Source organism: Solibacillus sp. FSL R5-0691 (assembly GCF_037974225.1).
In the GTDB taxonomy this organism is placed as follows: Bacteria; Bacillota; Bacilli; order Bacillales_A; family Planococcaceae; genus Solibacillus.
Genome location: NZ_CP150231.1, coordinates 2,997,344 through 3,023,382, shown reverse-complemented (window position 1 = coordinate 3,023,382; position 26,039 = coordinate 2,997,344). Strand labels below are relative to the sequence as shown.

The 26,039-nt window shown below is 39.9% G+C and carries 25 protein-coding genes; 16 read left to right on the top strand and 9 right to left on the bottom strand.

What is annotated here, in order from left to right:
- Positions 1-150 precede the first annotated feature (150 nt).
- The gene (locus MKY51_RS15285) at positions 151-1,530 is read left to right on the top strand and encodes an L-cystine transporter (RefSeq protein WP_339173616.1); all 1,380 of its coding nucleotides are present in this window, start codon (positions 151-153) and stop codon (positions 1,528-1,530) included.
- 621 nt (positions 1,531-2,151) lie between these two features.
- Here the strand turns inward: MKY51_RS15285 and MKY51_RS15280 are convergent.
- A complete protein-coding gene (locus MKY51_RS15280; protein WP_339173614.1) occupies positions 2,152-3,690 on the bottom strand; it encodes a fumarate hydratase in 1,539 nt (512 codons plus the stop codon).
- Between the two features lie 257 nt (positions 3,691-3,947).
- On the bottom strand, positions 3,948-4,136 hold the full coding sequence (locus tag MKY51_RS15275) for an SE1561 family protein (RefSeq protein WP_339176658.1): 189 nt from the start codon (positions 4,134-4,136) through the stop codon (positions 3,948-3,950).
- Positions 4,137-4,588: 452 nt separating this feature from the next.
- Here MKY51_RS15275 and MKY51_RS15270 point away from each other — a divergent pair, with 452 nt between their 5' ends.
- Positions 4,589-5,749 (top strand): MFS transporter, encoded by a 1,161-nt coding sequence (locus tag MKY51_RS15270; RefSeq protein WP_339173612.1) that lies wholly within the window; start codon positions 4,589-4,591, stop codon positions 5,747-5,749.
- A 15-nt stretch (positions 5,750-5,764) separates the two neighbouring features.
- Here MKY51_RS15270 and MKY51_RS15265 read toward each other — a convergent pair whose 3' ends face one another.
- From MKY51_RS15265 to MKY51_RS15250, 4 genes are all read right to left on the bottom strand, one after another.
- A complete protein-coding gene (locus MKY51_RS15265; RefSeq protein WP_339173610.1) occupies positions 5,765-6,001 on the bottom strand; it encodes a carboxypeptidase in 237 nt (78 codons plus the stop codon).
- A 160-nt stretch (positions 6,002-6,161) separates the two neighbouring features.
- Positions 6,162-7,523, bottom strand: coding sequence for a 23S rRNA (uracil(1939)-C(5))-methyltransferase RlmD (gene rlmD / locus MKY51_RS15260; protein ID WP_339176656.1), 1,362 nt, complete (start codon positions 7,521-7,523; stop codon positions 6,162-6,164).
- A gap of 131 nt (positions 7,524-7,654) precedes the next feature.
- Positions 7,655-8,446, bottom strand: a complete 792-nt coding sequence (locus tag MKY51_RS15255; RefSeq protein WP_339173607.1) for a polysaccharide deacetylase family protein — start codon at positions 8,444-8,446, stop codon at positions 7,655-7,657.
- Positions 8,447-8,495: 49 nt separating this feature from the next.
- On the bottom strand, positions 8,496-9,395 hold the full coding sequence (locus MKY51_RS15250) for a TIGR01777 family oxidoreductase (RefSeq protein ID WP_339176655.1): 900 nt from the start codon (positions 9,393-9,395) through the stop codon (positions 8,496-8,498).
- A gap of 109 nt (positions 9,396-9,504) precedes the next feature.
- On the opposite strand from MKY51_RS15250, the gene recX reads away from it, so the two are divergent.
- From recX to MKY51_RS15235, 3 genes are read left to right on the top strand one after another with little or no spacing between them, the layout of a single operon-like run.
- Positions 9,505-10,320 (top strand): recombination regulator RecX, encoded by an 816-nt coding sequence (recX, locus tag MKY51_RS15245; RefSeq protein WP_339173605.1) that lies wholly within the window; start codon positions 9,505-9,507, stop codon positions 10,318-10,320.
- Positions 10,313-10,642, top strand: a complete 330-nt coding sequence (locus MKY51_RS15240) for a YfhH family protein (RefSeq protein ID WP_079523624.1) — start codon at positions 10,313-10,315, stop codon at positions 10,640-10,642. The genes recX and MKY51_RS15240 overlap by 8 nt, the downstream gene beginning before the upstream one ends.
- A 1-nt stretch (position 10,643) precedes the next feature.
- Positions 10,644-10,913, top strand: a complete 270-nt coding sequence (locus MKY51_RS15235) for a YfhJ family protein (RefSeq protein WP_339173599.1) — start codon at positions 10,644-10,646, stop codon at positions 10,911-10,913.
- Between the two features lie 83 nt (positions 10,914-10,996).
- On the opposite strand, the gene MKY51_RS15230 is transcribed toward MKY51_RS15235, so the two are convergent.
- On the bottom strand, positions 10,997-11,986 hold the full coding sequence (locus MKY51_RS15230; RefSeq protein ID WP_339173597.1) for a metal-dependent hydrolase: 990 nt from the start codon (positions 11,984-11,986) through the stop codon (positions 10,997-10,999).
- 114 nt (positions 11,987-12,100) lie between these two features.
- Here MKY51_RS15230 and mutY point away from each other — a divergent pair, with 114 nt between their 5' ends.
- The 9 genes from mutY (at position 12,101) to MKY51_RS15185 (ending at position 21,975) form a co-directional block, all read left to right on the top strand.
- Positions 12,101-13,159, top strand: coding sequence for an A/G-specific adenine glycosylase (gene mutY, locus MKY51_RS15225; RefSeq protein WP_339173595.1), 1,059 nt, complete (start codon positions 12,101-12,103; stop codon positions 13,157-13,159).
- A 45-nt stretch (positions 13,160-13,204) separates the two neighbouring features.
- Positions 13,205-13,510, top strand: a complete 306-nt coding sequence (locus MKY51_RS15220) for a hypothetical protein (RefSeq protein WP_339173593.1) — start codon at positions 13,205-13,207, stop codon at positions 13,508-13,510.
- Between the two features lie 246 nt (positions 13,511-13,756).
- The gene (locus MKY51_RS15215; protein ID WP_339173590.1) at positions 13,757-14,305 is read left to right on the top strand and encodes a DUF402 domain-containing protein; all 549 of its coding nucleotides are present in this window, start codon (positions 13,757-13,759) and stop codon (positions 14,303-14,305) included.
- A 152-nt stretch (positions 14,306-14,457) separates the two neighbouring features.
- Positions 14,458-16,182: an ABC transporter ATP-binding protein gene (locus MKY51_RS15210; RefSeq protein WP_339176653.1), complete on the top strand. Its 1,725-nt coding sequence runs from the start codon at positions 14,458-14,460 to the stop codon at positions 16,180-16,182.
- A 148-nt stretch (positions 16,183-16,330) separates the two neighbouring features.
- On the top strand, positions 16,331-17,350 hold the full coding sequence (locus tag MKY51_RS15205) for an ABC transporter ATP-binding protein (RefSeq protein ID WP_339173588.1): 1,020 nt from the start codon (positions 16,331-16,333) through the stop codon (positions 17,348-17,350).
- Positions 17,325-18,302, top strand: coding sequence for a dipeptide ABC transporter ATP-binding protein (locus MKY51_RS15200; protein WP_339173585.1), 978 nt, complete (start codon positions 17,325-17,327; stop codon positions 18,300-18,302). The genes MKY51_RS15205 and MKY51_RS15200 overlap by 26 nt, the downstream gene beginning before the upstream one ends.
- Positions 18,303-18,335: 33 nt before the next feature.
- Positions 18,336-19,979 (top strand): ABC transporter substrate-binding protein, encoded by a 1,644-nt coding sequence (locus tag MKY51_RS15195; protein ID WP_339173583.1) that lies wholly within the window; start codon positions 18,336-18,338, stop codon positions 19,977-19,979.
- 84 nt (positions 19,980-20,063) lie between these two features.
- Entirely contained in the window at positions 20,064-21,068 is a 1,005-nt protein-coding gene (locus MKY51_RS15190) for an ABC transporter permease (protein WP_339173582.1), read from the top strand.
- Positions 21,069-21,084: 16 nt separating this feature from the next.
- The gene (locus tag MKY51_RS15185) at positions 21,085-21,975 is read left to right on the top strand and encodes an ABC transporter permease (RefSeq protein ID WP_339173580.1); all 891 of its coding nucleotides are present in this window, start codon (positions 21,085-21,087) and stop codon (positions 21,973-21,975) included.
- Positions 21,976-22,012: 37 nt separating this feature from the next.
- Here MKY51_RS15185 and MKY51_RS15180 read toward each other — a convergent pair whose 3' ends face one another.
- Together MKY51_RS15180 and MKY51_RS15175 are read right to left on the bottom strand one after the other, a co-directional pair.
- Positions 22,013-23,107: an aromatic acid exporter family protein gene (locus tag MKY51_RS15180; protein ID WP_339173579.1), complete on the bottom strand. Its 1,095-nt coding sequence runs from the start codon at positions 23,105-23,107 to the stop codon at positions 22,013-22,015.
- A 68-nt stretch (positions 23,108-23,175) separates the two neighbouring features.
- Complete coding sequence (locus tag MKY51_RS15175) at positions 23,176-24,462, bottom strand: glutamate-1-semialdehyde 2,1-aminomutase (protein ID WP_339173577.1); 1,287 nt, start codon at positions 24,460-24,462, stop codon at positions 23,176-23,178.
- A gap of 133 nt (positions 24,463-24,595) precedes the next feature.
- Between MKY51_RS15175 and bcp the strand changes: the two genes are divergently transcribed.
- Together bcp and MKY51_RS15165 are read left to right on the top strand one after the other, a co-directional pair.
- Positions 24,596-25,063, top strand: coding sequence for a thioredoxin-dependent thiol peroxidase (gene bcp, locus MKY51_RS15170; RefSeq protein WP_339173575.1), 468 nt, complete (start codon positions 24,596-24,598; stop codon positions 25,061-25,063).
- 23 nt (positions 25,064-25,086) lie between these two features.
- Positions 25,087-26,034 (top strand): D-2-hydroxyacid dehydrogenase, encoded by a 948-nt coding sequence (locus tag MKY51_RS15165; protein ID WP_339173574.1) that lies wholly within the window; start codon positions 25,087-25,089, stop codon positions 26,032-26,034.
- Positions 26,035-26,039 lie beyond the last annotated feature (5 nt).

Genomic DNA, 26,039 nt, shown 5'->3' with positions numbered 1-26,039 from the left:
AATGATTTCTTATTTAGAATAATTATAATATAGGAAACTTATTTTGTAAATAACATACAATAGAGAATTAAAAAAAATAATGCCAACTTGACTTATAAGGATTATAGAGTAATATAGTGAAGTACATTTATTAAATAGGAGGAGTTTACTTTGGATTTATACGTATTGCTTAATATTGCTTTGCTATTAGTCGTAATTGCGTTTTTATACTTCCTTAAAACGAAGCATGTTAAGTTTTCGAATCGTGTTTTTATCGCCTTAGGATTAGGTATTTTGCTTGGGGCCGTTTTACAAATTGCTTATGGGGCGGGAGCAGATGCCATTAATGAAACTGTTCCATGGTATAACATCGTCGGTACCGGCTATGTAAAATTACTTCAGATGATTGCGATGCCTTTAGTATTCATTTCAATATTAGCGGCATTTACAAAAGTTACATTTGGTAAAAACTTAGGGAAGTCAGCAGCAGTTATTTTATCGGTATTGATCGGTACGACTGCTGTTGCAGCTGGTTTAGGTATTACATCAACAGTTCTGTTTGATTTAGATGCATCTCAAATTATGCAAGGTGAGGCCGAAATAGCTCGTGGGGAGTCATTGGTTGAGCGTTCGGCGGAAGTGACACCTTTACCGGAACAGATCTTATCGATGTTTCCTGCGAATCCATTTGCGGATTTAACAGGATCACGTGCAACATCAACAATTGGGGTTGTGATTTTTGCGGCATTTTTAGGATTTAGTTATTTAACACTCCGTCGAAAAGAAGAAGAAACGGCGGCAAATGTTAAAAAAGGTGTCGATGCACTTTACGGTTTAATTATGGGTGTTGTCCGAATTATTTTACGTTTGACTCCATATGGTGTAGCTGCCATTATGGCACGTACAGTTGCAACAAGTGATTTTGGAGCGATAATGGATTTAGGTAAATTCATCCTTGCTTCATATGTGGCATTGATCGCTATGTTCATCCTGCATTTAATCATTGTTTCATTAACAGGTTTAAGCCCATTGACTTATGTGAAGAAAACAGCAGAAGTATTACTGTTTGCCTTTACTTCACGTTCAAGTGCAGGGGCATTACCGTTAAATATTCAAACACAGACTAAGCGTCTTGGTGTTCCAGATGGTATTGCCAACTTTGCTGCCTCATTTGGTCTTTCAATCGGGCAAAACGGTTGTGCGGGTGTATATCCGGCAATGTTGGCCGTAATGATTGCACCGACAGTTGGTATCGATCCGTTAACACCTGGCTTTATCGCAACATTGATTTTAATTGTGGCGATTAGTTCGTTTGGTGTAGCAGGTGTAGGTGGTGGTGCGACATTCGCAGCCATTATCGTATTATCTGCAATGGACTTACCGATTGCTTTAGCAGGTGTTTTAATTTCGGTAGAACCTTTGATCGACATGGGTCGTACAGCGCTTAATGTAAGCGGGTCAATGGTTTCGGGTGTCGTATCAAGCCGTGCAACAAAAGAGCTCGATACAACAATCTACAATGAATCAGCCGATAAACAATTAGTTCAATAATAGTTAAAAGAGACTGGGACATAACCCAAAAAAGCTATTTTTCTCTGAGAGAAAAATAGCTTTTTTTTGCTGAGCGTTAAAATTGATTTCCATTCCGGGACGCTTTCCGCGGGCGTGGCCTGAGCCTGTAGTCTCAGGCGTCACGCTATTCCCGCAGGAGTCGCCCTCCATTCCAATCAATTTTGCAATATATCCATTTCTTAATAAAGGCTTTCCTTTTATTTAACAATAATTCTACTTATGTCCCGGCCTCTTTTTATAATCAAACAGTCGATCTCGCATAAAAAAACATGCGAAGAAAAATAGCCAAAGCATTACTGAAAGATAGATATATATAAATTCAAAAGTTACATAAGGAAAAATAATACTAACGTAAAGCGTATATAAAAGAGCAACGAGTAAACTACGCCTATACTGATATTTTTTGCTCACGTGTATTTGAGCAGCTATAAATATTGCATTGATCAGTATCATAATATAGAACATAAAACACCACCTATACCTTATATAAAAAATAGTATAGCATACCAATAAAAAGAATAGTTAGAATAATATGTAATTTGAAACGAGATAAAAAAACGGCTTCAACCTTTAGCGGTTGAAGCCGTTTTTTCTTATCTATTAGAATACACGCTCTGCATGCATCGCTAGTTTATCTAAAGAAGATTTCTCAACATCAGCATGTAATGAGTTTCCATGAGAGTCCATCGTTACAACTGCTGTAAAGTCTTTTACTGTTAAATGCCACATTGCTTCTGGAATACCGAATTCCATTAAGTCAACGCCGTCAACTGATTTAATGCAGTCTGCATAGTATTGAGCAGCACCACCGATTGCGTTTAAGTAAACGCCACCGTGTTCTGATAAAGCTTTAAGTGTTTTTGGACCCATACCGCCTTTACCCATAACAGCGCGGATACCGAATTTTTTCATGATATCGCCTTGGTATGGCTCCTCACGAATTGAAGTTGTTGGACCGGCAGCTTTAACAACCCAGTTGCCTGCTTCGTCTTTAGCCATTACTGGTCCGCAGTGGTAAATAATTTGACCATCTAAGTCTACTGGCGCTTCTACACCTTCACCGATTAAGTGGTGGTGGATTGCGTCGCGACCAGTGTACATACGGCCTGAAATTTTTACTACATCGCCAACTTTAAGTGAACGAATTTTTTCTTCAGTAATTGGTGCAACTAATTCAACTACTTTGTTGTCTGAGTTGTCTTGTTTTTCTTCATCGCGGAAAGTGATTTTCTCACCTTCTTGGTAGTGCCAGTTAGTGATTTCACCAGTCGCTGGATCGATATCGATTGCCATACGACGGTAAGCCCAACAGTTGTACGCTACAGATACGAAGAATGAAGCCGGTAAACGGTCCATTACACCGATTTTACATCCTAATAATGTCGCTTCACCGCCGAAGCCCATTGTACCAACACCGAATGTATTTGATTTTTCTACAATATACTTTTCTAGTTTTGCTAAGTCTTCGATTGGATTCACATCATCAACGTGACGGAACAATTGCTCTTTTGCAAGATCATAACCTGAAGAGCGGTCACCACCGATACCAACACCGATGAAACCAGCAGAACAGCCTTGTCCTTGTGCTTGCCATACAGAGTGTAAAATACATTTACGGATACCGTCTAAGTCACGACCGGCACGACCTAAACCTTCCAATTCTGTAGGTAAAGAATATTGGATATTTTTGTTTTCACAGCCGCCGCCTTTTAAAATAAGCTTCACTGTAATATAATCATTTTCCCATTGCTCAAACTTGATTACCGGAAGACCAGCACCAATGTTTGTTCCAGAGTTTTTACCAGTTAATGAATCAACTGAGTTTGGACGTAATTTTGCATCACCTGTAGCTGCAGCAATTGCAGTTTGGATTGCTTTTTTAATTTCGATTTGGTTTACGCCAACTGGAGTATATACTTTAAATGTTGGTAGACCTGTATCTTGACAAATTGGAGATACATTGTCTTCTGCCATTACAATATTTGTAGTGATTGTGTCTAAAGACATCGCTGCACGAGTACCAGCATTTTCTGCTTCTTTTGCAGCTTTAATAGCACGACGAACGTCTTTTGGTAAGTTAGTAGATGTTTCAGTTACTAAAGAATAAAGACTTTTTTCTAAAGTTTCTAAGTATGCCATCTTATTTTTCCCCCCAGAAAAATATGTGTATTTTAATTAATGAAAAGCTTGATATAAATGTAGAACAAAACTTCCACGTAAAAGGGAATGTGTTGTCCTTCTTAATAAACCATCTTACATTATAACTCTTTTAAAGTGGAAAAAAAAGAGCGCTTACATGAATGTTGTCAGATTGAAAGAAATAACAGCGAATAATAGCAGAATTGGTCAAAAAAACGAAAAAAGCAATACCTATTGTACAGGCATTGCTGAATTTTCTATTTTTCTTCGCGAGATTGGAATTGGTCCATTTTTTCTTCTAAATCATCCATCATTTGAATTAAGCGATCAATATCTTCAAGTTCCGTTGTTTCAGGATCGATTGCATCAAGCACTTCAAGGAAAATTTCCAGACGTTCTTTTAAATAGGTTACTTGTTGTTCTTTGTTTGTAATTGGCTTCATAATGTATGATGCTCCTTTTGCATTGACTTATTAATATTATACTACGCTATTTTCTAAAAGTTAAACAACAACTTGTAGAATATATCGGACCATTCTATTAATCTAACTTTAAAAAATAGGAAATTGTATAGTACTTGTTAATTATTTTAACATTCTGTTAATTTTGAATATTTACATTATTGAAGTGTTATGATAAAGTAAATTCATACTTAAATACGAAGGAGATGGTCGGAAAAAGAATGTATAGACAAACTCAGGAAAAGGAGGACGTTTAAACATATACGGCTATTAATTGCCGATACGATTGTTTACGCAACGCAGAAATGGAATATAGTGATATTTAAAACCCTAGTTGACTTTTAGAGATAAAGTTGGCTAGGGTTTTTGAGTTTACTTTTATTTCTTCCAAAAGCTGTGATACGATATTTTGTATGAACTAAGGGAGAATAATTGAAATGAGTTATGAACAGCGCAGATTTGCTATTTTAGTAATTATTGTATCAATATCAGGTTTTTCACAAGGAATGCTTTTACCTCTGATTTCAGTAATTTTTGAAGGGGATGGCGTATCGTCAACGCTCAATGGATTTAATGCAACAGGGTTATACATAGGAACACTATTAATTTCACCATTTATCGAGCAGCCATTACGAAAATATGGCTACAAACCAATTATTTTATTAGGTGGGGCACTCGTTTTCATATCACTGTTTTTATTCCCGTTATGGAAAAGTGTGATGTTTTGGTTTATTCTTCGTCTGTTAATTGGCATCGGGGATCATGCACTGCATTTTTCAACGCAAACTTGGATAACTTCAACAACAGCTGCACATAAACTAGGTAAAAGCATGTCAATATACGGCATATCTTTTGGTGTAGGCTTTGCAGTCGGTCCGTTGTTTGTCCCGCTAATTAAAATTTCGGAAAGCTTTCCGTTTATTATTTCTTCGGCCTTATGTTTATTGGCATGGTCTTTAATATTTTTCGTGAAAAATGAAAAACCCGAAGCGTTGGCAGGAGATGCGAATGAATCTGGTTTCAAGCGTTACAGTCTCGCTGTAAAATATGGCTGGATTGCCTTTTTACCACCGTTTGTTTATGGATTTTTAGAGTCTTCTTTAAATGCTTTATTCCCGGTATATGCGTTACGAAAGGATTTTGATGTAGCTTATGTATCGATAATTTTGGCAGGCTTTTCAATCGGTGCGATTGTTATGCAGTTTCCGCTTGGTGCATTAGGTGATAAAATTGGTCGCCATAAAGTCATTGTTTCAGGATTGCTCGCCGGAAGTATATTTTTCTTAATAGGAAACTTCTTGGAGTATTCCGAAATGTATGTAGCGGCAATGTTCTTTTTGGCAGGTATGTGTGTAGGATCGATGTTCTCGCTCGGTATCACATATATGACCGATCTGACTCCGAAAGAGCTGTTGCCGACAGGGAACTTGCTTTGTGGTATTTTCTTCAGCTTAGGCAGTTTAACCGGCCCGCTATTGGGCGGATTATATTTGGAGATTTTCCCGAGCAGCGGGTTTTTATTTGTGATTTCGGTCATGCTTCTGACAGTAGCCGTTATCATCCAGTTTTTTGGCAACTCGAAAAAAACAGCTATATAAAAAGCAGACGTTCTCTTAATTGGAACGTCTGCTTTTTACTGAAAAGAAGACTATTGCTGTAGTAATCATTGCTAAAATTATGTAGATGAACACATTTAAGTAATTTACACCACCAAATGTTACAGCAGCTTGAAGTGAGCTTGCTGAAGTTGCGGAGTTTTCATCATTGCTCGGAAAGATAAAGCCTGCAAAAGATGAAATCGCCCAATAAGAAATTATAAAAGTGATCACGACAAATAGAAAGTTTTTCATATTAATACCTCCTGGCGAATTCTATTTTACATGAAAAGTATAGATGAGGGGAGGTTCTGCTGAAATGATTCTTTAAAAAAGCGGCGCAACCCTATTAAAAAGGTTCGCCGCTTTTGTGTTGTTTTGCTTCGGGATCTGGTTGGTGAAAACATAGATTTTACTATTTTTTTAAAGTCAATTTCACAACACATTCTACCTGTGCTGTTTGCGGGAACATATCAACCGGTTGAATATATTCTACGTTGTAAGCCTTTGATAATTCTTTTAAATCACGCGCTAGTGTTGATGGGTTACAAGATGTGTAGACAAAGCGCTTTGGTTTGATTTTTAATACAGTTCGAATAAAGCCCGGCTCTAAACCTGTACGAGGCGGATCCACACAAATGACATCCGGACGGTAATCTTCTTTTGACCAGCGGAACAGCCATTTATCGGCAGAGCCTGGGAAGAAACGTACATGCTGCAGGTTATCGTTTGTACGTGCATTGTACTTCGCATCGGCAATGGCTTCATCGACATTATCCATACCACGCACTTCACGGGCACCTTCTGCCAGCCACATACCGATAGTCCCAACACCACAGTATGCATCGACAACATTTTCTTTTCCTGTTAGTGCTGCGGCTTTTTTAATTTCATTGTATAAATGTACTGTTTGTTCAGGGTTAAGCTGGAAGAATGCACGAGTTGATAAATCAAATGCAAATTCGCCCAACTTTTCATGGATTGCGTCTTTTCCATCTAAAATATAAGTGTCCGGACCAAATATTAACGATGTTTTCTCGCGGTTGACGTTTTGGGTAATAGACACGATTGAAGGATCAATCTTTTTAATACGTTCAATCAATTCCTCTTTATGAGGCAGTTCACGGCGTGTTGTTACAAGACATACTTGTGTTTCGCCAGAGCGCATTCCTGTACGGACAACAATTGTACGAACTAAGCCATTTAATGTTTTTCCGTCGTAAATCGGAATATTTAGCTTTTGTAAAATTTTACGAGTAGCAACGGTAATCTTTGAAGTTACAGGGTGTTGTACAAGACAGTCGTTTATATTTAGTAGCTGGTTTGTTCCTTCTGCAAATAAACCTGCATAGACACGCTTGCCTTCTTTGCGTACTTGGAACTGAGATTTGTTACGGTAATGCCAAGGATTATCCATTCCGATCGTTGGGCGGATTTCAGCAGTTTGACCGATTTCTTTTGCGTATTTTTCGAATGCTTGTACGACAATATCACGCTTATTCATTAACTGCGCATCATAAGTCATATGCTGTAATTGACAGCCACCACACTCAGAATACACAGGGCAAGGTGCTTCTTGACGGAATTCGCTTGCTTTACGTATTGCTAAAATTTCCGCTTCAGCAAATTTTGGTGATACTTTTGTTAATTTTACTGTTACTTCTTCTCCAGGAATCGCACCTTTTACGAATACGACATTGCGTTTATAAAAACCTACGCCTTCACCATTAATACCGAGGCGCTTTATAGTTAACGGGAACTTTTGCCCGACTTCCATTTTAATTTCACTCAAGTTTACACGTCCTTTAAATAGAGTAACTCGCACCAAAATTTAGTGCGAGTCACTTCCTTTTCTTCATCATTACAGTATAACGGAAAGTACAATGAAAAGAAAGGAACGCTACTTTTCTAATACGGGGAAATCTTTTCGTATTCAAGCACCAAATCATCCAAAGAGCCAAATGTATAGCCTTGTGCTTTCGCATCTTTTATAAATTGAGGTAACGCTTCGGCATTATCCTGCGCTACTGTATGCATTAATATAATCGCGCCAGGGTGAAGCTGGTTCATCAATGCATCATATGCATATTTAGCACCGCGACGTTCATCCTTCAGCCAGTCTTTAAAAGCGATTGACCAGAACATATGGCGATAGCCCGCTTCATTTCCGACTTTCAGTACTTCTTCATTAAATATACCTTCCGGCGGTCGGGCATAATAAGTCCGTTTGACACCAGTCAGTTCATTTAATTTATCATCAAACTGTTTCCATTCCTTCTTCATGCCTTCAGGGGTCAAGCGCGCCATATTCGGATGACCATATGAATGGTTTCCGATAATATGACCATCTTTCACCATTGTTTTTACTAAGTCGGTCGCGCTCGTTAAATAGTGGCCGGTCAAGAAGAAAGTGGCTGGAGCTTTTTCTTCCCGCAAAGTATTTAAAATACTCTCGGTATAGCCGTTTTCATAGCCGTTATCGAATGTTAAGTAAACAATTTTCTTTTCTTCATTCCCCTTATAAATCGCACCATATTTACTTAACATAGACTCAAGCGGTTCACCTATTTCTACAGGTGCACCATTACGGCTTGGCTTAAAGCCCCAATGAAATTCCTCTGCTTTTGCAACAGATACAGATATAAAGGAAATAAATGTGGCAATTAACACGAAGCTAATCCCTAAAATATGTTTTTTCAATGAAAAAGCAACCTCCTTTTACAAGGTAGGTTGCGTGAAAAGCATTGTTTTATTCATATAGATCACGAATTGCATTTTCTACAGAAACAAACTTAAATTCAAAATTGGCGTTTAGTAATTTTTCGGGTACGACATGCTGACCTTCCAGTACGAGCATACTTTTTTCGCCAAGAGCAAGTTTTAAAGCAATGCTTGGGACCGGAAACCAATGCGGACGATTCAGTGCTTTGCTAATTGAATGCCCAAATTGCTTCATTCGTTTTACATTCGGTGTCGTAAAATTAATTGGCCCTGATAAGGCATCATTTTCTATTGAAAAAAGTATGGCACGTGCCACATCTTCTACATGAATCCAGCTAAGCCACTGTATACCTGAGCCAATTGTTCCGCCGACACCAAGTTTATAAGGAAGTACCATCATCGGCAATGCACCTTCACCTTTTTCCAAAATAACGCCAAAACGGGTTAAACAAGTACGAATGCCCATTTGTTGGGCTTGCATTGCTTTTTCTTCCCACTGTGCTACAACGCTTCCTAAAAAATCAGATGCTTTTTCGGTCGCTTGTTCCGTATAAACAGCTGTTTCGGAAACAGGATAAATACCAACAGCGCTTGCATTAATGAGTACTTTCGGTTTTTGCTTCACATTTTGAATAATACGGATGATTTCATCGGTAGACTCCAAACGGCTTGAGAGGATTTTTTGTTTTTGCTCATCTGTCCACCGACCCTCATTAAGCGAGACCCCAGCTAAATTTACGAATGCATCCGTATTTTCAACATGATGCTCCGGTGTTGCACCATCATTTAGCCATTGCACATAATGGATACTATTTTCTGTTTTCGGCTTTCCCCGTGTCAAAACGATGACTTCGTGACCTTGTTCAAGTAATAGTTTACTCAATCTCCTGCCAACCATTCCTGTACCGCCTGCAATTGCAACTTTTATAACAAACACCGCCTTTATGTCTTTTTGTTTCTATTAGTATACCGTTCCATGAAACTATAAGTAAAAAGATGTATACTAGAATGTACATTGTTATTGTGAGGTGTACACGGTGCAAGTCCAAATCATTACAAAAATTGGTCGTCAAAAAAACAATCAAGAGCGCTACAATATATACTTAAATGAAAAATATGCTTTTGCGGTAGATGAAGGCACTCTTATTAAGTTCGGTTTGCAAAAAGGCAAAGTACTTGAGCAGATGGAAATAGATGAAATACAATATGAAGATGAAATTGCAAAAGCGTTTAACAAAGCACTTAACTTTTTAAGCTTCCAAATGCGCAGTGAACATGAAGTGAAAACCAAGCTTCTGAAAGCAGGGCATGGGGAAGCTGTTGTACAGGAAGCCATTCATAAATTAACCGGCTTAGGCTTTTTAAATGATGAAAGTTATTCAAAAGCATTGCTTGAAACGAGAAAGCGTACGACGAAAAAAGGGCCTGCTGCAATTCGTCAGGATCTGATGCAAAAAGGGATTGATAAAAATTTGCAGCAGATAGTATTGGCGACATTTGAACATGATGAACAGGTAAAGCTTGCAATGGAATTGGCGGAAAAAGCCGTACGTTCCAATACAAACAAAACGCCGACACAAGTGAAACAGAAAATTCAGGATGTGCTGTTGCGTAAAGGGTATTCCTATGAGATTGTTAAAGAAATACTCGACCAGATTACATTAGAGCGCGATGAAGACGAATGGTCCGAGCTAATAGAAGCTCAAGGCGAAAAAATTTGGCGCAAATATGCAGCCAAACTGACAGGGTCTGATCTTCGGCAAAAAGTTAAGCAGGCACTTTATCAAAAGGGCTTTCCAATAGAGAAAATCAATGAATATATAGAACAGAAGGAGCAACAACAAAATGAATGAATTAACATATAGTTCAATGTCTGAACAGGAATTACGTCAGGAAATTGCAAATTTACGAGAACGTGCAAGAAAAGCAGAACAGTTAGGGATTGTAAATGAATACGCTGTTTATGAGCGTAAAGCATTGATGGCTGAGGCATATTTAGTGGATCTATCCACTATTATTCCAGGTGAAATCTATCGTTTGAACGGATCGCCAGGTGAGTTTTTCCAAGTGGATTATTTAAAAGGCCGCTTTGCATGGGGACACCGATTAGGATCAGAACGTTTTGAAGAGGCATTACCAGTTTCTATTTTACGTCCAATGAAAGAAGGGAAGTAGCATGGAAGATTTATATCAAAGACTGACAGAACAATTATTAGAGAAAAACCCTAAATTACCGGCAGGTCGTGCCCGTACATGGGTGGAGTTATTGTGCAGCGATTTCGAGTCCACATCTGCCAAAGCCGGTGCGAATTACCGTGGCTCGGAGTACACGGCTAAATTGGTGAGCCAGTTAATTGAAAGTTATGGTGATAAGCTTCATTTATTTGCGGCAAAAAATCCGAAATATGCGCAACTTTTAAATGACAGTGATGATACTTTGAATTAAAATTATTCAGCGATAATTTAGCTTCAACGGCAATTGCAATATAAAAAAAACCACCAGTTGGGGCTGGTGGTTTTCCGTTTTTATTAGTCATTGCCGGCTCCTATTTGCAGTCGTTTCTGTAATTTTTCTTCTGTGAAAATCCAGCCGGTATAAGAATTGACAATGTTAAGCTCTTTATCTAAGTGGGCGACAGCAACGAAAGGGTAACGATCATTACTGCGATAGCGTAAATCGATTAAACGCAGTTCTGTTACGCCGCTTTCAAGCTCTGAAATTTCCCAGCGGTAAAGTGGTGAAAACGATAAGAAGGCAGCTAAGTTTGGATCTTTTATCGCTTTTTCGACGAGCTCAGTTTTCGGAATCGGTTCAATTTTGAACTTATCGTAAATATTGACCGATCTGCGATAGGCACGGCCGACATAGAAGTGCGTTTTAGATTTAGCGGCAACTTTCCAATGGAAAAAGCGCATTGTCGGAGCGACAATTACAAATTCTTCGTCCTGCAGTTCATGATGAACCGCATTTTTAACCGCCTTTTGAAGAGCAAAACGTAAAATATAATAGAAGAAAATAATGATATACATGACCGTAAATGTGAGCACAGGCTCTGTCCCTAATAACCAAAGTAAAATACCGATACAATGCAACGTAAATATAATCGGATCGAATGTATTAATAACACCGAGTGCAACCCACTTTTTTGAAAACGGACGCAATGCCTGTGTGCCGTATGCGTTGAAAATATCTACAAACACATGTAAAAATACGGCGATCTGTGTCCATAGCCATACATTGAACAGATGGACATCAGGCAAAATAAGAGCGAGTACACCTGTTATTAAGAGAGGCCATAGTAAAACGGCCGGTATTGAATGTGTAATCCCGCGATGATGGCGTATATAAACCGCATTATTCCGAAGTTTTAAAACCGTATCAATATCCGGTGCCTGTTGTCCGATAATCGTTCCAGCCATTACAGCCGTAAAGGTCATGGAATGACTTGCGACAGTCGGGTCTACAAGTGCTAGGCCTCCGATAGCAATGCCCATGACGAGATGTGTGCCTGAATCCAAATGTATCAACCCCTCGATCTTAAAACCGTTCGAGAACGGAAAAATTTAGCAATAGTATCCACATTATAATATACCCTTTTTTAAGGAAATAAAATCGAATTTTTGGAGGACAATGTGAACTATCCATATACAAAACAATTTCGCCAGGCTTTAGTGCAATGGTTTTTGGAAGAACAACGAGATTTGCCTTGGCGCCGTACGAAAGAACCCTATCATATCTGGGTGTCTGAAGTAATGCTGCAGCAAACAAGAGTCGATACAGTCATTCCATATTACAACCGTTTTATAGAAAAATACCCGACAGCGGAAAGCTTAGCCTATTCCCCGGAAGAAGAGCTGCTTAAAATGTGGGAAGGACTAGGGTATTATTCCCGTGTCCGGAATTTGCAAGCAGGTGTCAGGGAAGTAGTCGAAGTGTACGGCGGGAAAGTACCGGATAACCGCATCGATATATCAAAGCTTAAAGGTGTTGGACCTTATACAGCAGGAGCAATATTAAGTATTGCTTACGGAAAGCCGGAGCACGCTGTAGATGGAAATGTTATGCGTGTACTTAGTCGTGTATTAAATATAGATGCAGATATTGCTTTGCCGAAAACAAAGAAAATTTTTGAACAGGCAGTAACGGAACTGATTGATCCTGAAAATACATCTGCTTTTAATCAAGGACTGATGGAGCTCGGGGCACTAATTTGTACCCCAACTTCACCAAAATGCCTATTATGCCCGGTACGTGATTATTGCACAGCATTCCATGAAGGTGATCCTTCCAGCTTGCCGGTTAAATCCAAAAAGCTGAAAACAAAAAATATTGATTATGATGTATATATTATCCGTGATCAGGAAGGACGCTTTTTAATGGAGAAACGTCCGGAAAATGGCCTCCTTGCAAACATGTGGCAGTTTGTAATGATAGAACGCCAGACAGATGAAAGTAGTTTAACCAAAGTGGAAAAACAATATAACGTCACTTTGGAGCACAATTTTAAGGAACCGATTTTAAGTTTCAAACATGTGTTTTCTCATTTGAAATGGCAAATTGAAAGCTATTTAGTGGATGCAGTTGAAGTGAATGGCAATACGGAAAATACAGCATTCTTTACTAAAGAGCAAATTGCCAAATTACCAATGCCTGTACCGATGTTGAAAATCTGGGAAAAAATCAATGCATAATTCTTTTATCACCAGACCACAATAATGGTCATGGAGGTGACAAAGATGAGTCGCAATGAACAAAACCGTAATAAACAAAACCAACGTAATAATAACAATAACCAGCAAAACAACTTTGAGGAGTTTGGTCAAGAACTAAACTTCAACGAATTTGATCAGCAAAACCAAAAGCAAAATCAAAACCAAAACCAAAAACAAAATAACCGTCAAAACAACCGACAAAACAATATCCTTGAAGAGTTCGGCCTAGACGAAGACTTCAATGAAGTTCAACAACAAAACCAAAAACAGCAACGCGAGCAAGAGCAGCGTAACGCACAATTCGCGAAACGTAACAACAACAACTTCTAAGGAAGTGCAGAAAGATGTTCTGAAGGTATAAACTTTCAGAGCATCTTTTTTGTTTTAAAACGAAGGAGTAGGGAAATCATAAAACAACTGGCTTAGTTTTAATATGTGCAACTATAAAGGATACGCGATAATTTTCACGCAAAATTGAAAATAATTGCATTCGAACTACAAGTTTTGCCAAAGCATTGTTATAATACAATAAAGACTGCTAGAATTTTTAGCTAAGACGAAAAGGTGGGCTTTATGATGGCATTACCGGTTGAAGGAGAAAAAATCCAAATACATAGTTATAAGCACAATGGTAATATCCACCGTGTCTGGCAAGAAACGATGGTATTAAAAGCAACAAAAAATATTATTATCGGTGCAAATGAAAAAACACTCGTTACGGAATCGGATGGTCGCACCTGGCTGACACGTGAGCCCTCGATTTGTTACTTTCATGCTGAGCATTGGTTCAATATTATTTGTATGTTGCGTGATGACGGTGTGTATTACTATTGCAACATCAGTTCACCGTTTGTGTTTGATAACAGCTGCTTAAAGTATATTGACTATGATTTGGACGTAAAAGTGTTTCCGGATATGACTCATGCCTTATTGGATGAAGATGAGTATGAGCAGCACAGATTGGAAATGAACTACCCTGAAGTCATAGATAAAATTTTACAGCGGAATGTTAAAACATTGGTAAGCTGGATTGAACAACGCCGTGGACCATTTGCTCCGGATTTCATAGAATCCTGGACAAATCGGTATCTCTTATTAAGTGAAATTCAGGCAAATAAAGAGTAAATGAGACACAAGTAACTTTTTTATGTTGCTTGTGTTTTTCTTTTGGGTAAAGTACATGAGTAAATATTTAATGGGGAATTATGTTATGATAATTGCTGTTGCAAAATTTCTGGAGGGAAGTGTTTTTTGCATTGGATAGTATTAAACGTTATATGCGGTTCGTTAAGCCGTATAAACTGCTTTTATTTTTAACAATCGTAATCGGCATACTAAAATTTGCGATTCCGCTATTTTTACCGTGGCTCCTGCAAATAATTATCGATGATATATTGTTAAATGATGGGATGTCTACAGAAGAAAAAACAAGCCAGTTGTTTACATGGATCGGCATTGCACTCGTCTTGTTTTTTGTTATTCGACCACCAATCGAATATTACCGCCAATACTTTGCGCAAAACTTGAGTAATAATATTTTATTTGATATACGTAAAGAATTGTATGGCCATTTACAGAAGCTAAGCTTAAAGTATTATGCGAATACGCGAGCCGGAGAAGTTATTTCGCGTGTCATTAATGATGTTGAGCAAACAAAAAACTTTGTTATGACCGGATTGATGAACTTATGGCTCGATTTGGCGACCATTTTAATCGTAATCGGTGTCATGTTTGCAATGGATGTAAAGTTGACACTTGTATCGCTTATCGCACTGCCGTTTTACGCATTTAGTGTCAAGTATTTCTTCGGAAGACTTCGCAGCTTAACGAAGGAACGCTCACAGGCTCTGGCGGGTGTTCAAAGTTATTTACATGAACGTGTTGCCGGGATGAGCATCATCAAAAGTTTTACATTGGAAAAGCACGAACAGAAGATTTTCGATGAAACGAACGGAGAGTTCCTTAATAAAGCGCTGGACCATTCACGTTGGAACGCCAAATCTTTTGCTGTCGTTAATACCATTACAGATATGGCACCGCTGATCGTAATTGGCTATGCAGGTTATCAGTATTTGCAAGGCGACTTATCTATCGGTGTACTTGTTGCGTTTTATGCCTATATTGAACGCTTGTATGGACCGCTTCGCCGATTGGTGAGTTCATCGACAACATTGACTCAGTCAATTGCCTCGATGGACCGTATGTTTGAACTGATGGATGAGAAATATGAAGTTCAAAACAAGCCTAACGCAATGGTGTTACCCGCAGCAAAAGGGAAACTTCAATTTGATCATGTTACATTCAAATATGATCAAGGTGGCAACACGATTTTAAATGCAGTTGATTTCACAATTGAACCTGGACAAACTGTTGCCTTCGTAGGTATGAGCGGTGGGGGAAAATCAACAATCGTCAGCTTAATTCCGCGTTTCTATGATGTGACGGAAGGAGCGGTTAAGATTGATGATCAAAACGTTAAAGACGTGACAATCGAATCTTTACGCTCACAAATCGGGATAGTATTGCAGGATAATATTTTGTTTAGTGATTCCGTGAAGCAGAATATTTTGATGGGGAATCCGCACGCGACTGATGAAGAAATCGTTGCTGCTGCCAAAGCGGCGAATGCCCATGACTTTATAATGGGATTACCGGAAGGCTATGACACGAAAGTGGGGGAACGCGGTGTCAAACTTTCAGGCGGGCAGAAGCAGCGAGTTGCTATTGCACGAGTATTTCTTAAAAATCCGCCGATTCTAGTATTGGATGAGGCGACTTCTGCACTCGATCTGGAAAGTGAAGCACTAATTCAAGACTCGCTTGACCGTTTAGCACATGAGCGGACAACGATAATTATCGCTCACCGACTGTCTACAATTACCCATGCCGACAACATTTTCGTTATTGAACACGGAGAAGTTATCGAATCCGGTACACATCAACGACTAATGGAGCAACAAGGCGCATATTATAACTTATTCCAAGTACAAAAATTAGATTAAAACTGAGTGACTATGTTGAGATAAATCAGCATAGTCACTTTTTTATATATTAAAATTACATTTTTTTACGATAATGTTGTAAATTAGTAGATGTTATAATATCATATTTTCAAATACTTTTTAATCTTCAGAAAATTGGGGTGGTTAAATGAGTCGAAAAGCTGTGCTTGAAGTGAGAGAGTTAGAAACGACATTTTTTTCAGACAGTGGAAAGGTTGCAGCTGTCGATCGAATAAGCTTTTCAATTCATGAAGGGGAAATTCTCGCCATCGTAGGGGAGTCCGGTTGTGGTAAAAGTGTTACTTCCCTCTCTATTATGGGGCTTGTACCGAGTCCTCCCGGAAAAATTACAAATGGAGAAATTTTATTGAAAGGGCAAGATATTTCAAAGTTTACCGATAAGCAAATGCGCAAAATCCGAGGCAATGAAATCGCAATGATTTTCCAGGAACCGATGACTTCGCTGAATCCATTGTTTACAATCGGCAATCAATTGATCGAAGCAATCCGAATCCATCATCCGAAATGGTCAAAAAAAGAAGCGAGTGCCCGGGCAGTTGAAATCATGAAGCTGGTCGGTTTGCCGCGCGCGGAGCAATTGCTTAAAGACTATCCGCATCAACTGTCAGGAGGGATGAGGCAACGTGTCATGATTGCGATGGCTCTTGTTTGTAATCCGAAAGTGCTTATTGCCGATGAGCCGACAACAGCCCTCGATGTAACAATACAAGCCCAAATTTTAAAGTTAATGCGGGATTTGAATGAACGGCTGAACACCGCTGTTTTACTCATTACACATGATTTGGGAGTTGTTGCGGAAACTTGTGAGCGCGTCATTGTCATGTATGCGGGGCAAATTGTGGAAGAAGCTCCGGTCAATGAAATATTTAGAAATCCGCAGCATCCTTATACAAAAGGGCTGATCCAGTCAGTACCGGATATGCGCTACAAAAAGGATACCCTTTATTCGATTCCCGGGAATGTTCCAAAACCGGGCTCGATTCTGGAAGGATGCCGTTTTGCAGCACGTTGTGAATATGCATTCGATCGTTGTATGACAAATAATCCTCCGCTCTATGAATCATCAGGTACACATAAGGCAAGATGCTTCTTATTGGATATGGAAGAAGGGGGAGTGACACATGTCGAAAGTGCTGCTGAAAGTTGACAATCTGAAAAAGTATTTTCCGATTCGGCATGGGATGTTCGCACGCCATGCTGGTGATGTGAAGGCTGTTGATGACGTATCATTTGAGCTTTATGAAGGGGAAACATTAGGCATTGTCGGAGAATCCGGTTGCGGAAAATCTACTACAGGCCGTGCGATTATGCGTTTGCATGAACCGACAGACGGCCAGGTGATATTTGATGGCGTAGAGCTCACAAAATTAAACGGTGAACAAATGCGAAAAGTCCGCCGTGAGATTCAAATGGTGTTTCAGGATCCATACGCCTCATTAAATCCAAGACATACGGTTGAAAAAATTTTAGAGGAACCGTTAATTGTACACGGAATCGGGAATGCGAAGGAACGAAAAAAGAAAGTCCATGAGTATTTGGAAATCGTCGGTTTAAGCTCGTATCATGCGAAGCGCTATCCTCACCAGTTTAGTGGCGGACAAAGGCAGCGAATCGGAATCGCCAGAGCTTTAATGACTAATCCGAAACTGATTATTGCAGATGAACCAGTTTCTGCACTGGACGTATCGATTCAAGCACAAGTTTTAAATTTAATGCAGCGATTGCAGGAAGATTTGAAACTGACATATATATTTATTGCCCATGATTTAGGGGTTGTGCGACATATTAGTGACCGGGTAGGCGTGATGTACTTAGGTAGGCTTGTTGAAATTGCGGAAAGTGAATCGCTCTATCACGAGCCATTACATCCTTATACACAAGCGCTATTATCGGCTGTACCAATTCCGGATCCGCAGTTTGAGCGGGAACAGCTATTGCTGAAAGGGGATATCCCGAGCCCGTCAAATCCTCCGACAGGATGCACATTCCATACGCGCTGTCCTTTTGCGATGGAAAAGTGCAAACAAGTCATTCCGATGCTCCAGCAAGTTAAACCAGGTCATTCTGTTGCGTGTCATTTATATGAAACGCCACAATGATAATAGATTAAAAAAGTCTAGGGGGTTTTTTTATTGAGGAAAGGTAAATTGTATTTAGTAAGTCTTATGATGCTATTAATAATGTCATTATTTTTAGCTGCTTGTGGTGCTGACGATGCAGAAACGTCATCATCAGAAACAAGCAACGATTCAAGTACAGATACAGACAGCAATACAACAGACAATTCAAGTTCTTCAACACCTCAAGTATTAGTATTTGGCCGTGGAGCAGATTCTGTTTCACTTGATCCAGGTATCGTAACAGATGGCGAATCATTCAAAGTAACACAAAATCTATTTGAAACATTACTGAACTTCGGGGAGCAAGATACAACAATCAACCCTGGACTAGCAAAAGAATGGGAAGTAAGTGAAGACGGTTTAACTTACACATTCCAGCTTCAAGAAGGTGTGAAATTCCATGATGGTACAGACTTCAATGCAGAAGCTGTTATTAAAAATGTAAATCGCTGGAAAGGTGGAAAAGAGGAAGATTTCTACTACTTCAACTCTATGTTTAAAGCAGAGGGCGAAGATATTATTAAAGATGTAACGGCTGAAGGAGATTACACAGTTGTGTTCACACTTTCTCGTCCGCAGGCACCATTCCTTAAAAACTTGGCGATGAGCCCATTCGGAATCGGTTCACCGACTGCATTTGAAGCAGCAGGCGATAAATTCGGCGATAACCCGGTAGGTACAGGTCCATTTAAATTTACTGAATGGAAACGTAATGACTCAATCACGATTGAGAAGTTTGAAGACTACTGGCAAGAAGGTTTACCGAAATTAGATAAAGTTATCTTCCGTTCAATTCCGGATAACTCTGCTCGTTTAAATGAATTAATGGCAGGCAATATCGATTTAGCTGATGGTATTAACCCTTCAGACGGTAAAACAGTTGAAGGCGATTCTACGTTACAACTGATCGAACGTCCATCAATGAACATTGGCTATTTAGGTTTAACGAATACTCGTGCACCGTTTGATAACAAACTTGTACGTCAAGCAGTGAATTATGCAATCGATAAACAGGCGATTGTTGATGCGTTCTTCGAAGGACGTGCAGAAGTGGCAGCAAACCCGATGCCACCATCAATCAGCGGTTACAACGATGCAATTTCTCCATATCCGTATGATCCTGAAAAAGCGAAATCTTTATTAGCTGAAGCTGGCTATGACGGAAAAGAAATTGAATTATGGGCAATGCCGGTACCTCGTCCATATATGCCGGACGGAGCGAAAGTGGCGGAAGTTATTCAAAAGAACTTAGAAGATGTTGGAATTCCATCGAAAATCGTAACTTTTGAATGGGCAACATATTTAGAGAAAGCGAAAAACGGTGAAGCAGATGCATTCATGCTTGGCTGGACTGGTGATAATGGGGATGCAGACAACTTCATCTACACATTATTAGACAAAGACAATATCCTTTCAAACAACTATGCGTACTATACTAATGAAGAAGTACATGGTTTATTAATTCAGGCGCAGTCTGAAACAGATGAAAATGTGCGTAATGAGTTATACAAAAAAGCACAGGAAATCATTCATGAAGATGCACCATGGGTTCCACTTGCACACTCTACACCATTACTTGCTGCAAAAGCAGGTGTGAAAGGGTTCCTGCCACACCCAACAGGTTCTGATAAATTAGATAACGTTTCAATGGAGTAATAGAAAGTTCAGTGAAAGGGGAGGAATATTCCTCTCCTTTTTTTCAACTAGTAGAAACATACATTCAAAAAAGGGGTGAAGAGCATGCTTCACTACATTGGCAAACGTCTACTGCATTTAATACCTGTATTACTTGGGATGACCTTTTTAGTGTTTCTGATTATTCGTGCCATTCCCGGTGATCCAGCACAAGTCATTTTAGGACAGCAAGCTACTGCAGATGCAATTGCGGCACTTCGCCTGAAACTTGGCCTAGATAATCCGTGGTATGTTCAATATTTCGATTACTTAAAAGGAATTGTAACAGGAGATTTGGGAGAGTCATTAAGAACAAGACAGCCGATTTCTTCTGAAATGTGGCCGTATTTAGCAGCTACATTTGAACTGGCATTTTTCGCGATGATTGTTGCCGTTATCGTCGGGGTAAATGCAGGGATTGTTTCGGCGTGGTTTCAAAATTCATGGTTTGATTACGTAGCGATGGTCATTGCTTTAATCGGTGTTTCGATGCCGATTTTCTGGTTAGGTTTAATGGAGCAATGGGCATTCGGTATTCAGCTGGGCTGGTTGCCTACATCAGGAAGGGAAGAAGTTCGGGATCCGGTAACGGCTATCACGCACTTTTACTTAATTGATACATTAATGCAAGGCCGGTTTGATCAATTCATTGTTGTGTTAAAGCACTTATTATTACCTGGCATTGCACTTGCAACGATTCCGACGGCGATCATTGCTCGGATGACAAGAGCCTCGATGTTGGAAGTAATGCGTTCGGATTTTGTTCGTACAGCACGGGCAAAAGGTCAAAAAATGTTTGTTGTTGTTTATAAGCATGCACTCAAAAATGCGTTGATTCCTGTTTTGACGGTAGTCGGCTTGCAAACAGGTATGCTTTTAGGCGGGGCAATCTTAACAGAAACAATTTTCAGTTGGCCGGGAATTGGACGCTATATATATGAAGCGATAGGATTCCGTGATTATCCTGTCATCCAGTCGGGTATTTTAATCGTTGCCTTTTTATTCGTAATGATTAACCTGATTGTTGACCTTTTATATACAGTGATTGATTCGCGCATTAAATACAACTAGAGAGGAGGCGCATAGCATGGCTGAAGTTATACAAAATCAGGTTCAGCGGATTGAAGAAGAACGAGTGAAGGGACCATGGCAAGAAGCATGGACGAATTTCAAGAAAAGCAAGTCTGCGCTGTTCGGCAGTGCAATCGTTTTATTCTTTGTGCTTCTGGCGGTATTCGGTCCTATGTTTGCACCACAAGGTATAAACGAACAAAATTTAAGTATGCGTCTGCAGCCTCCATCTGCTGATTTCTGGTTTGGAACAGATGATCTCGGTCGGGATATCTTTTCGCGAATTTTACATGGAGCACGTATCTCGTTGACGGTCGGTTTATCGGCCGTGCTGATTTCCGCAGTTGCAGGCAGCTTTTTAGGGATTATTGCAGGTTACTATGGTCGATGGGTTGATACGATCATATCGCGACTGTTTGATATTATGCTTGCGTTCCCAAGTATTTTACTGGCGATCGCAATTGTATCGATTTTAGGTCCATCATTGCAAAATGCTTTAATCGCGATTGCGGTTATTAATATACCGAACTTCGGCCGACTAATACGGTCGCGCGTGCTGAGTATAAAAGAAGAAGAGTATATACATGCCGCAAGAGCAATCGGTATGAAAAACTCCCGGATCTTATGGAAGCATATTTTGCCGAACTCGATGACTCCCGTAATTGTACAGGGGACACTGGCGATTGCGACAGCGATTATCGAAGCGGCAGCACTCGGATTTTTGGGGCTTGGTGCAGAAGCGCCACAGCCGGAGTGGGGGAAAATGCTTGCGGATGCGCGGATGTTTTTACTGAACGCACCATGGGCGATGATTTTCCCGGGACTTGCGATTATGCTGACAGTAATCGGCTTTAACCTTATGGGTGACGGATTGCGGGATGCACTTGATCCGAAGATGAAAAGTTAAAAAGAAGGTGTGCGGTTAATGCACACCTTCTTTTTATTTAGTAAAACTCTGATTCCAGGTCGAGGTTTTTTTCCTCACTGTGGAAGCTGCGATAGGAAACGATCAATGTATCAAGATGCTCCAGGTTTTCCTCGTAATCTAATATCCGCGATAAAATATAAAGCAGATGGTAGCTTGAAAACTGTTCATCTTCTTCTGCTTCTTCCTGGGCAAGGGCAATCTGCTTGATAAACTGCTCCATTAGCTCACTGCCTTGCAAATATTCATCGTGACGTGTCCATTTAGAATGTTCAGGCCTAAGCTTTCCGGTGTACTTCAATAACAGCTGTTCGTGGTAGGTTAGCAAGAAGTCTAAGCGTTCCTGGATAATGACTTGAAACTTTATCGGCAACTTCCCGAGCTCGTTTTCATGTTTGTGTAAACGAACGAGCAACTCGTAGCTTTTCTTCGAAGTTAATAACATTTGACGGTAAATAACAAGCTTGCGGGCTTTTACGTACTTACGGTTCCTGAAATAGCTGCGTTCTTCTTTGAAAAAACCGTACATTGTATCAATTTCGTTTAGTCGTGACTGCAATTTATTAACGGCCATTTTTGTAGATGTATGTTCACTCGCTTGGCGAACGGCCAAACGTGTCCAGCGAATAATATCATCCTGAACAGAGTTGATTTTTTTAAATAGCTTTATTTCGTATTTAGGCGGTAAAAACAATAAGTTTACAACGAAAGCAGCGAACACACCTAGCATTACAGTGCTAAATCGGATTAACCCAAACATTAGAAAATCATCGCCCGGTACTTCCATAATGGCGATCATCGTCACAAGGGCAAGGGAGACTGATTTTTCGAGCTTTAGCTTCATCATAAGACCAAGTACGATAATAGCGGCAATACCGACAGACACGATATGATGTCCAAAGATAAGACCGAATAGGACTGCAACAGTAGCGCCGATTATATTACCCTGTATTTGTTCTAAAATTGTAAGATAAGAGCGGTAAATGGAAGGCTGGATTGCGAATACAGCAGCAATTGCAGCAAACACAGGTGACGGTACATTCAGCATTTGAGCTAAAAATAAAGCGAACACAATTGCAACACCCGTTTTTAAAACGCGGGCACCTAGTTTCATATTTTTTCCTCCTTTCTGATAGATTGAATGAAGAGAAGCCGCTATAAAATGTATAGCGGCAGTTGTTATTATAGTTGAGAAAATGCGTAATCTACTGCTTTTAACGTTTCTTCCACGTCTGCTTCTGTATGTTCTGTCGTTAAGAACCATGCTTCATATTTTGAAGGGGCTAAGTTGATGCCTTGGGATAACATCAATTTAAAGAAGCGACCGAACTTTTCACCGTCCGTATTTTCCGCTTGCTCATAGTTTTCCACTTTTACATCAGTAAAGTAGATAGCAAATGCGCCTTTTAAACGGTTTAATGTAATCGTTACATTATGTTTTTTGGCAGCAGCTAAAATGCCTTCTTCAAGAAGAGCACCTAAGCGGTCCATTTCTTCATAGATCCCCGGTTGCTGCAATACTTCAAGACATGCAATACCTGCTTGCATACTTGCAGGGTTTCCGGCCATTGTACCAGCCTGATATGCAGGGCCAAGAGGAGCAACTGTTTCCATAACTTCTTTACGACCACCGTATGCACCGATTGGCAGACCGCCGCCGATTACTTTCCCCATTGCGACTAAGTCCGGAGTTAAGCCGAGCATAGTATGTGCTGCACCGTAGTGGAAACGGAAAGCGGTAATAACTTCATCATGGATTGTTAATGCACCATGTTCTTTTGCGAGTGCATGTACATGTTCCAAAAATCCTTTATCCGGTTCTACAATCCCGAAGTTCCCGACGATTGGCTCTATTAAAATCCCGGCAACATCATTGCCCCATTTTTCCATTGCCAATGTAAACTCTTCTTTATTGTTGAAAGGTACGGTAATGACCTCTGTTGCGACTGCATGAGGAACACCGGCAGAGTCAGGTGAACCTAATGTTGCTGGACCTGATCCCGCTGCAACAAGTACTTGGTCGAAGTGACCGTGGTAGCAGCCGGCGAATTTAATAATTTTCGTACGCCCTGTAAATGCACGTGCAACACGTACACATGTCATCACAGCTTCTGTACCGGAGTTGTTAAAACGTACTTTATCCAATGTAGGAATGGCTTCTTTCAGCATTTTAGCGAATTTAATTTCATGCTCTGTCGGTGTACCGAATAATACGCCTGTTTCTGCAGCATGGGCGATGGCTTTTGCAATATGCGGATGGCCATGACCTGTAACGATCGGTCCGTAGGCTGCTAAATAATCGATGTAACGATTACCGTCCACATCCCAAAAGTATGCTCCTTTACCGCGGACCATGACAACAGGTGCTCCGCCGCCTACTGCTTTATAAGAACGGGATGGACTGTTTACCCCGCCGACGATATGTTCGAGTGCTTCTGCATGAAGCTGTTCAGATTTAGTATGATTCATAATTTATTCCTCCAAAATAGGTTACATGAAATGATTTCATATCTATTGTAGTATGTAATGAAAGGGAACGCCAAAGAAATTGAAGCATCGGGCATTGTTTTGTATCATAGAAGAAAATTTTGGAGGAATGGACATGACATTAGAAAATTTACAAGCACCGGGATTTGCATTGCAAAATGAAGAGGGGGAAACGGTTACGCTCGAAGAATATAAGGGCAAAAACGTTATTCTCTATTTCTACCCGAAAGATTTAACGCCTGGCTGTACAACACAGGCTTGCGACTTCCGTGATAAATATGAGGATTTCTCAGATTTGAATGCTGTAATTTTAGGTGTGAGTCTGGATGATGCAGCGAAACATACAAAGTTTATTGAAAAGCACGGATTGCCTTTTTCATTATTAGTCGATGAAAATCATGAAGTTGCTGAGAAATATGGTGTCTGGACATTAAAGAAAAATTTCGGAAAAGAGTATATGGGAATTGAACGTTCGACGTTCTTGATCAATGAAAAGGGGATCGTTGAAAAAGAGTGGCGTAAAGTCCGGGTGAAAAATCATATTGAAGATGTGTTAAACTATTTAAAAAATCGCACAAATTAATAGGTGCACAAAGGGGAATTATGATGGTAACGATTTATTTTACATTTGAACTACGCGGCGATTTAAAGCAGCCGCTTTTGGCACAGTTTCCTCAAGTAGATTTTTTATTTGATAAGAAACTGGATGTGGAGAAACTGGCTCAAACAAATGTTTTAGTAACGTATGGGGAAGATTTAAAGGAAGAGCATTTACAGCATGCAGACAAACTGCAATGGATTTTCGTTGCATCTGCAGGAATTGAAAAGATGCCGGCAGAAGCGATCGCGAAACGTAATATACTCGTTTCGAATGTGCGCGGGATACATAAGAAGCCGATGACTGAATCAATTATAGCGCATATTTTAGCATTAAAACGAGTATTGCCGTTTATTTATGAACAGCAACAGAAGAAAGAATGGAATAAAAAGGCGCGTCCGACAGAGTTGAACGGAAGTACAGCGCTAATCATCGGCCCGGGTGCGATCGGCAGCGAAGTAGGACGGATTCTGCAGGCTTTTGATGTTCATACAATTGGCTGCAACCGCTCAGGCAACGAGGCTCCTTATATGAATGAGACATATAAGCTCGATGATTTAAAAGAGCAGTTACCGAAAGCGGATATTATTCTTTCAATGCTGCCATCTACTAAGGAAACGAAGCATATGCTGACTCGAGAGCATTTTGAACTGATGAAGAGTTCAGCCATCTTTATGAATTTCGGGCGCGGGGACTTAGTGGAAACAGATACTCTTGTTGGCGTTTTACAGGACAAACTAATTGAACATGCAGTTTTGGATGTCTATGAAATTGAGCCATTACCGGCAGACAGCCCGCTATGGGATTTGAACAATGTTACACTTTCACCACATTTTTCAAGCCATTCTTCGCGTTATTTAGAGCGCAGTTTGGATATTTTCAAACCTAGTCTGGAAAAATGGCTGAACGGGGAACGTGATTTAGAAAATAAAATGAATATTTTAAGAGGATACTAATTGAG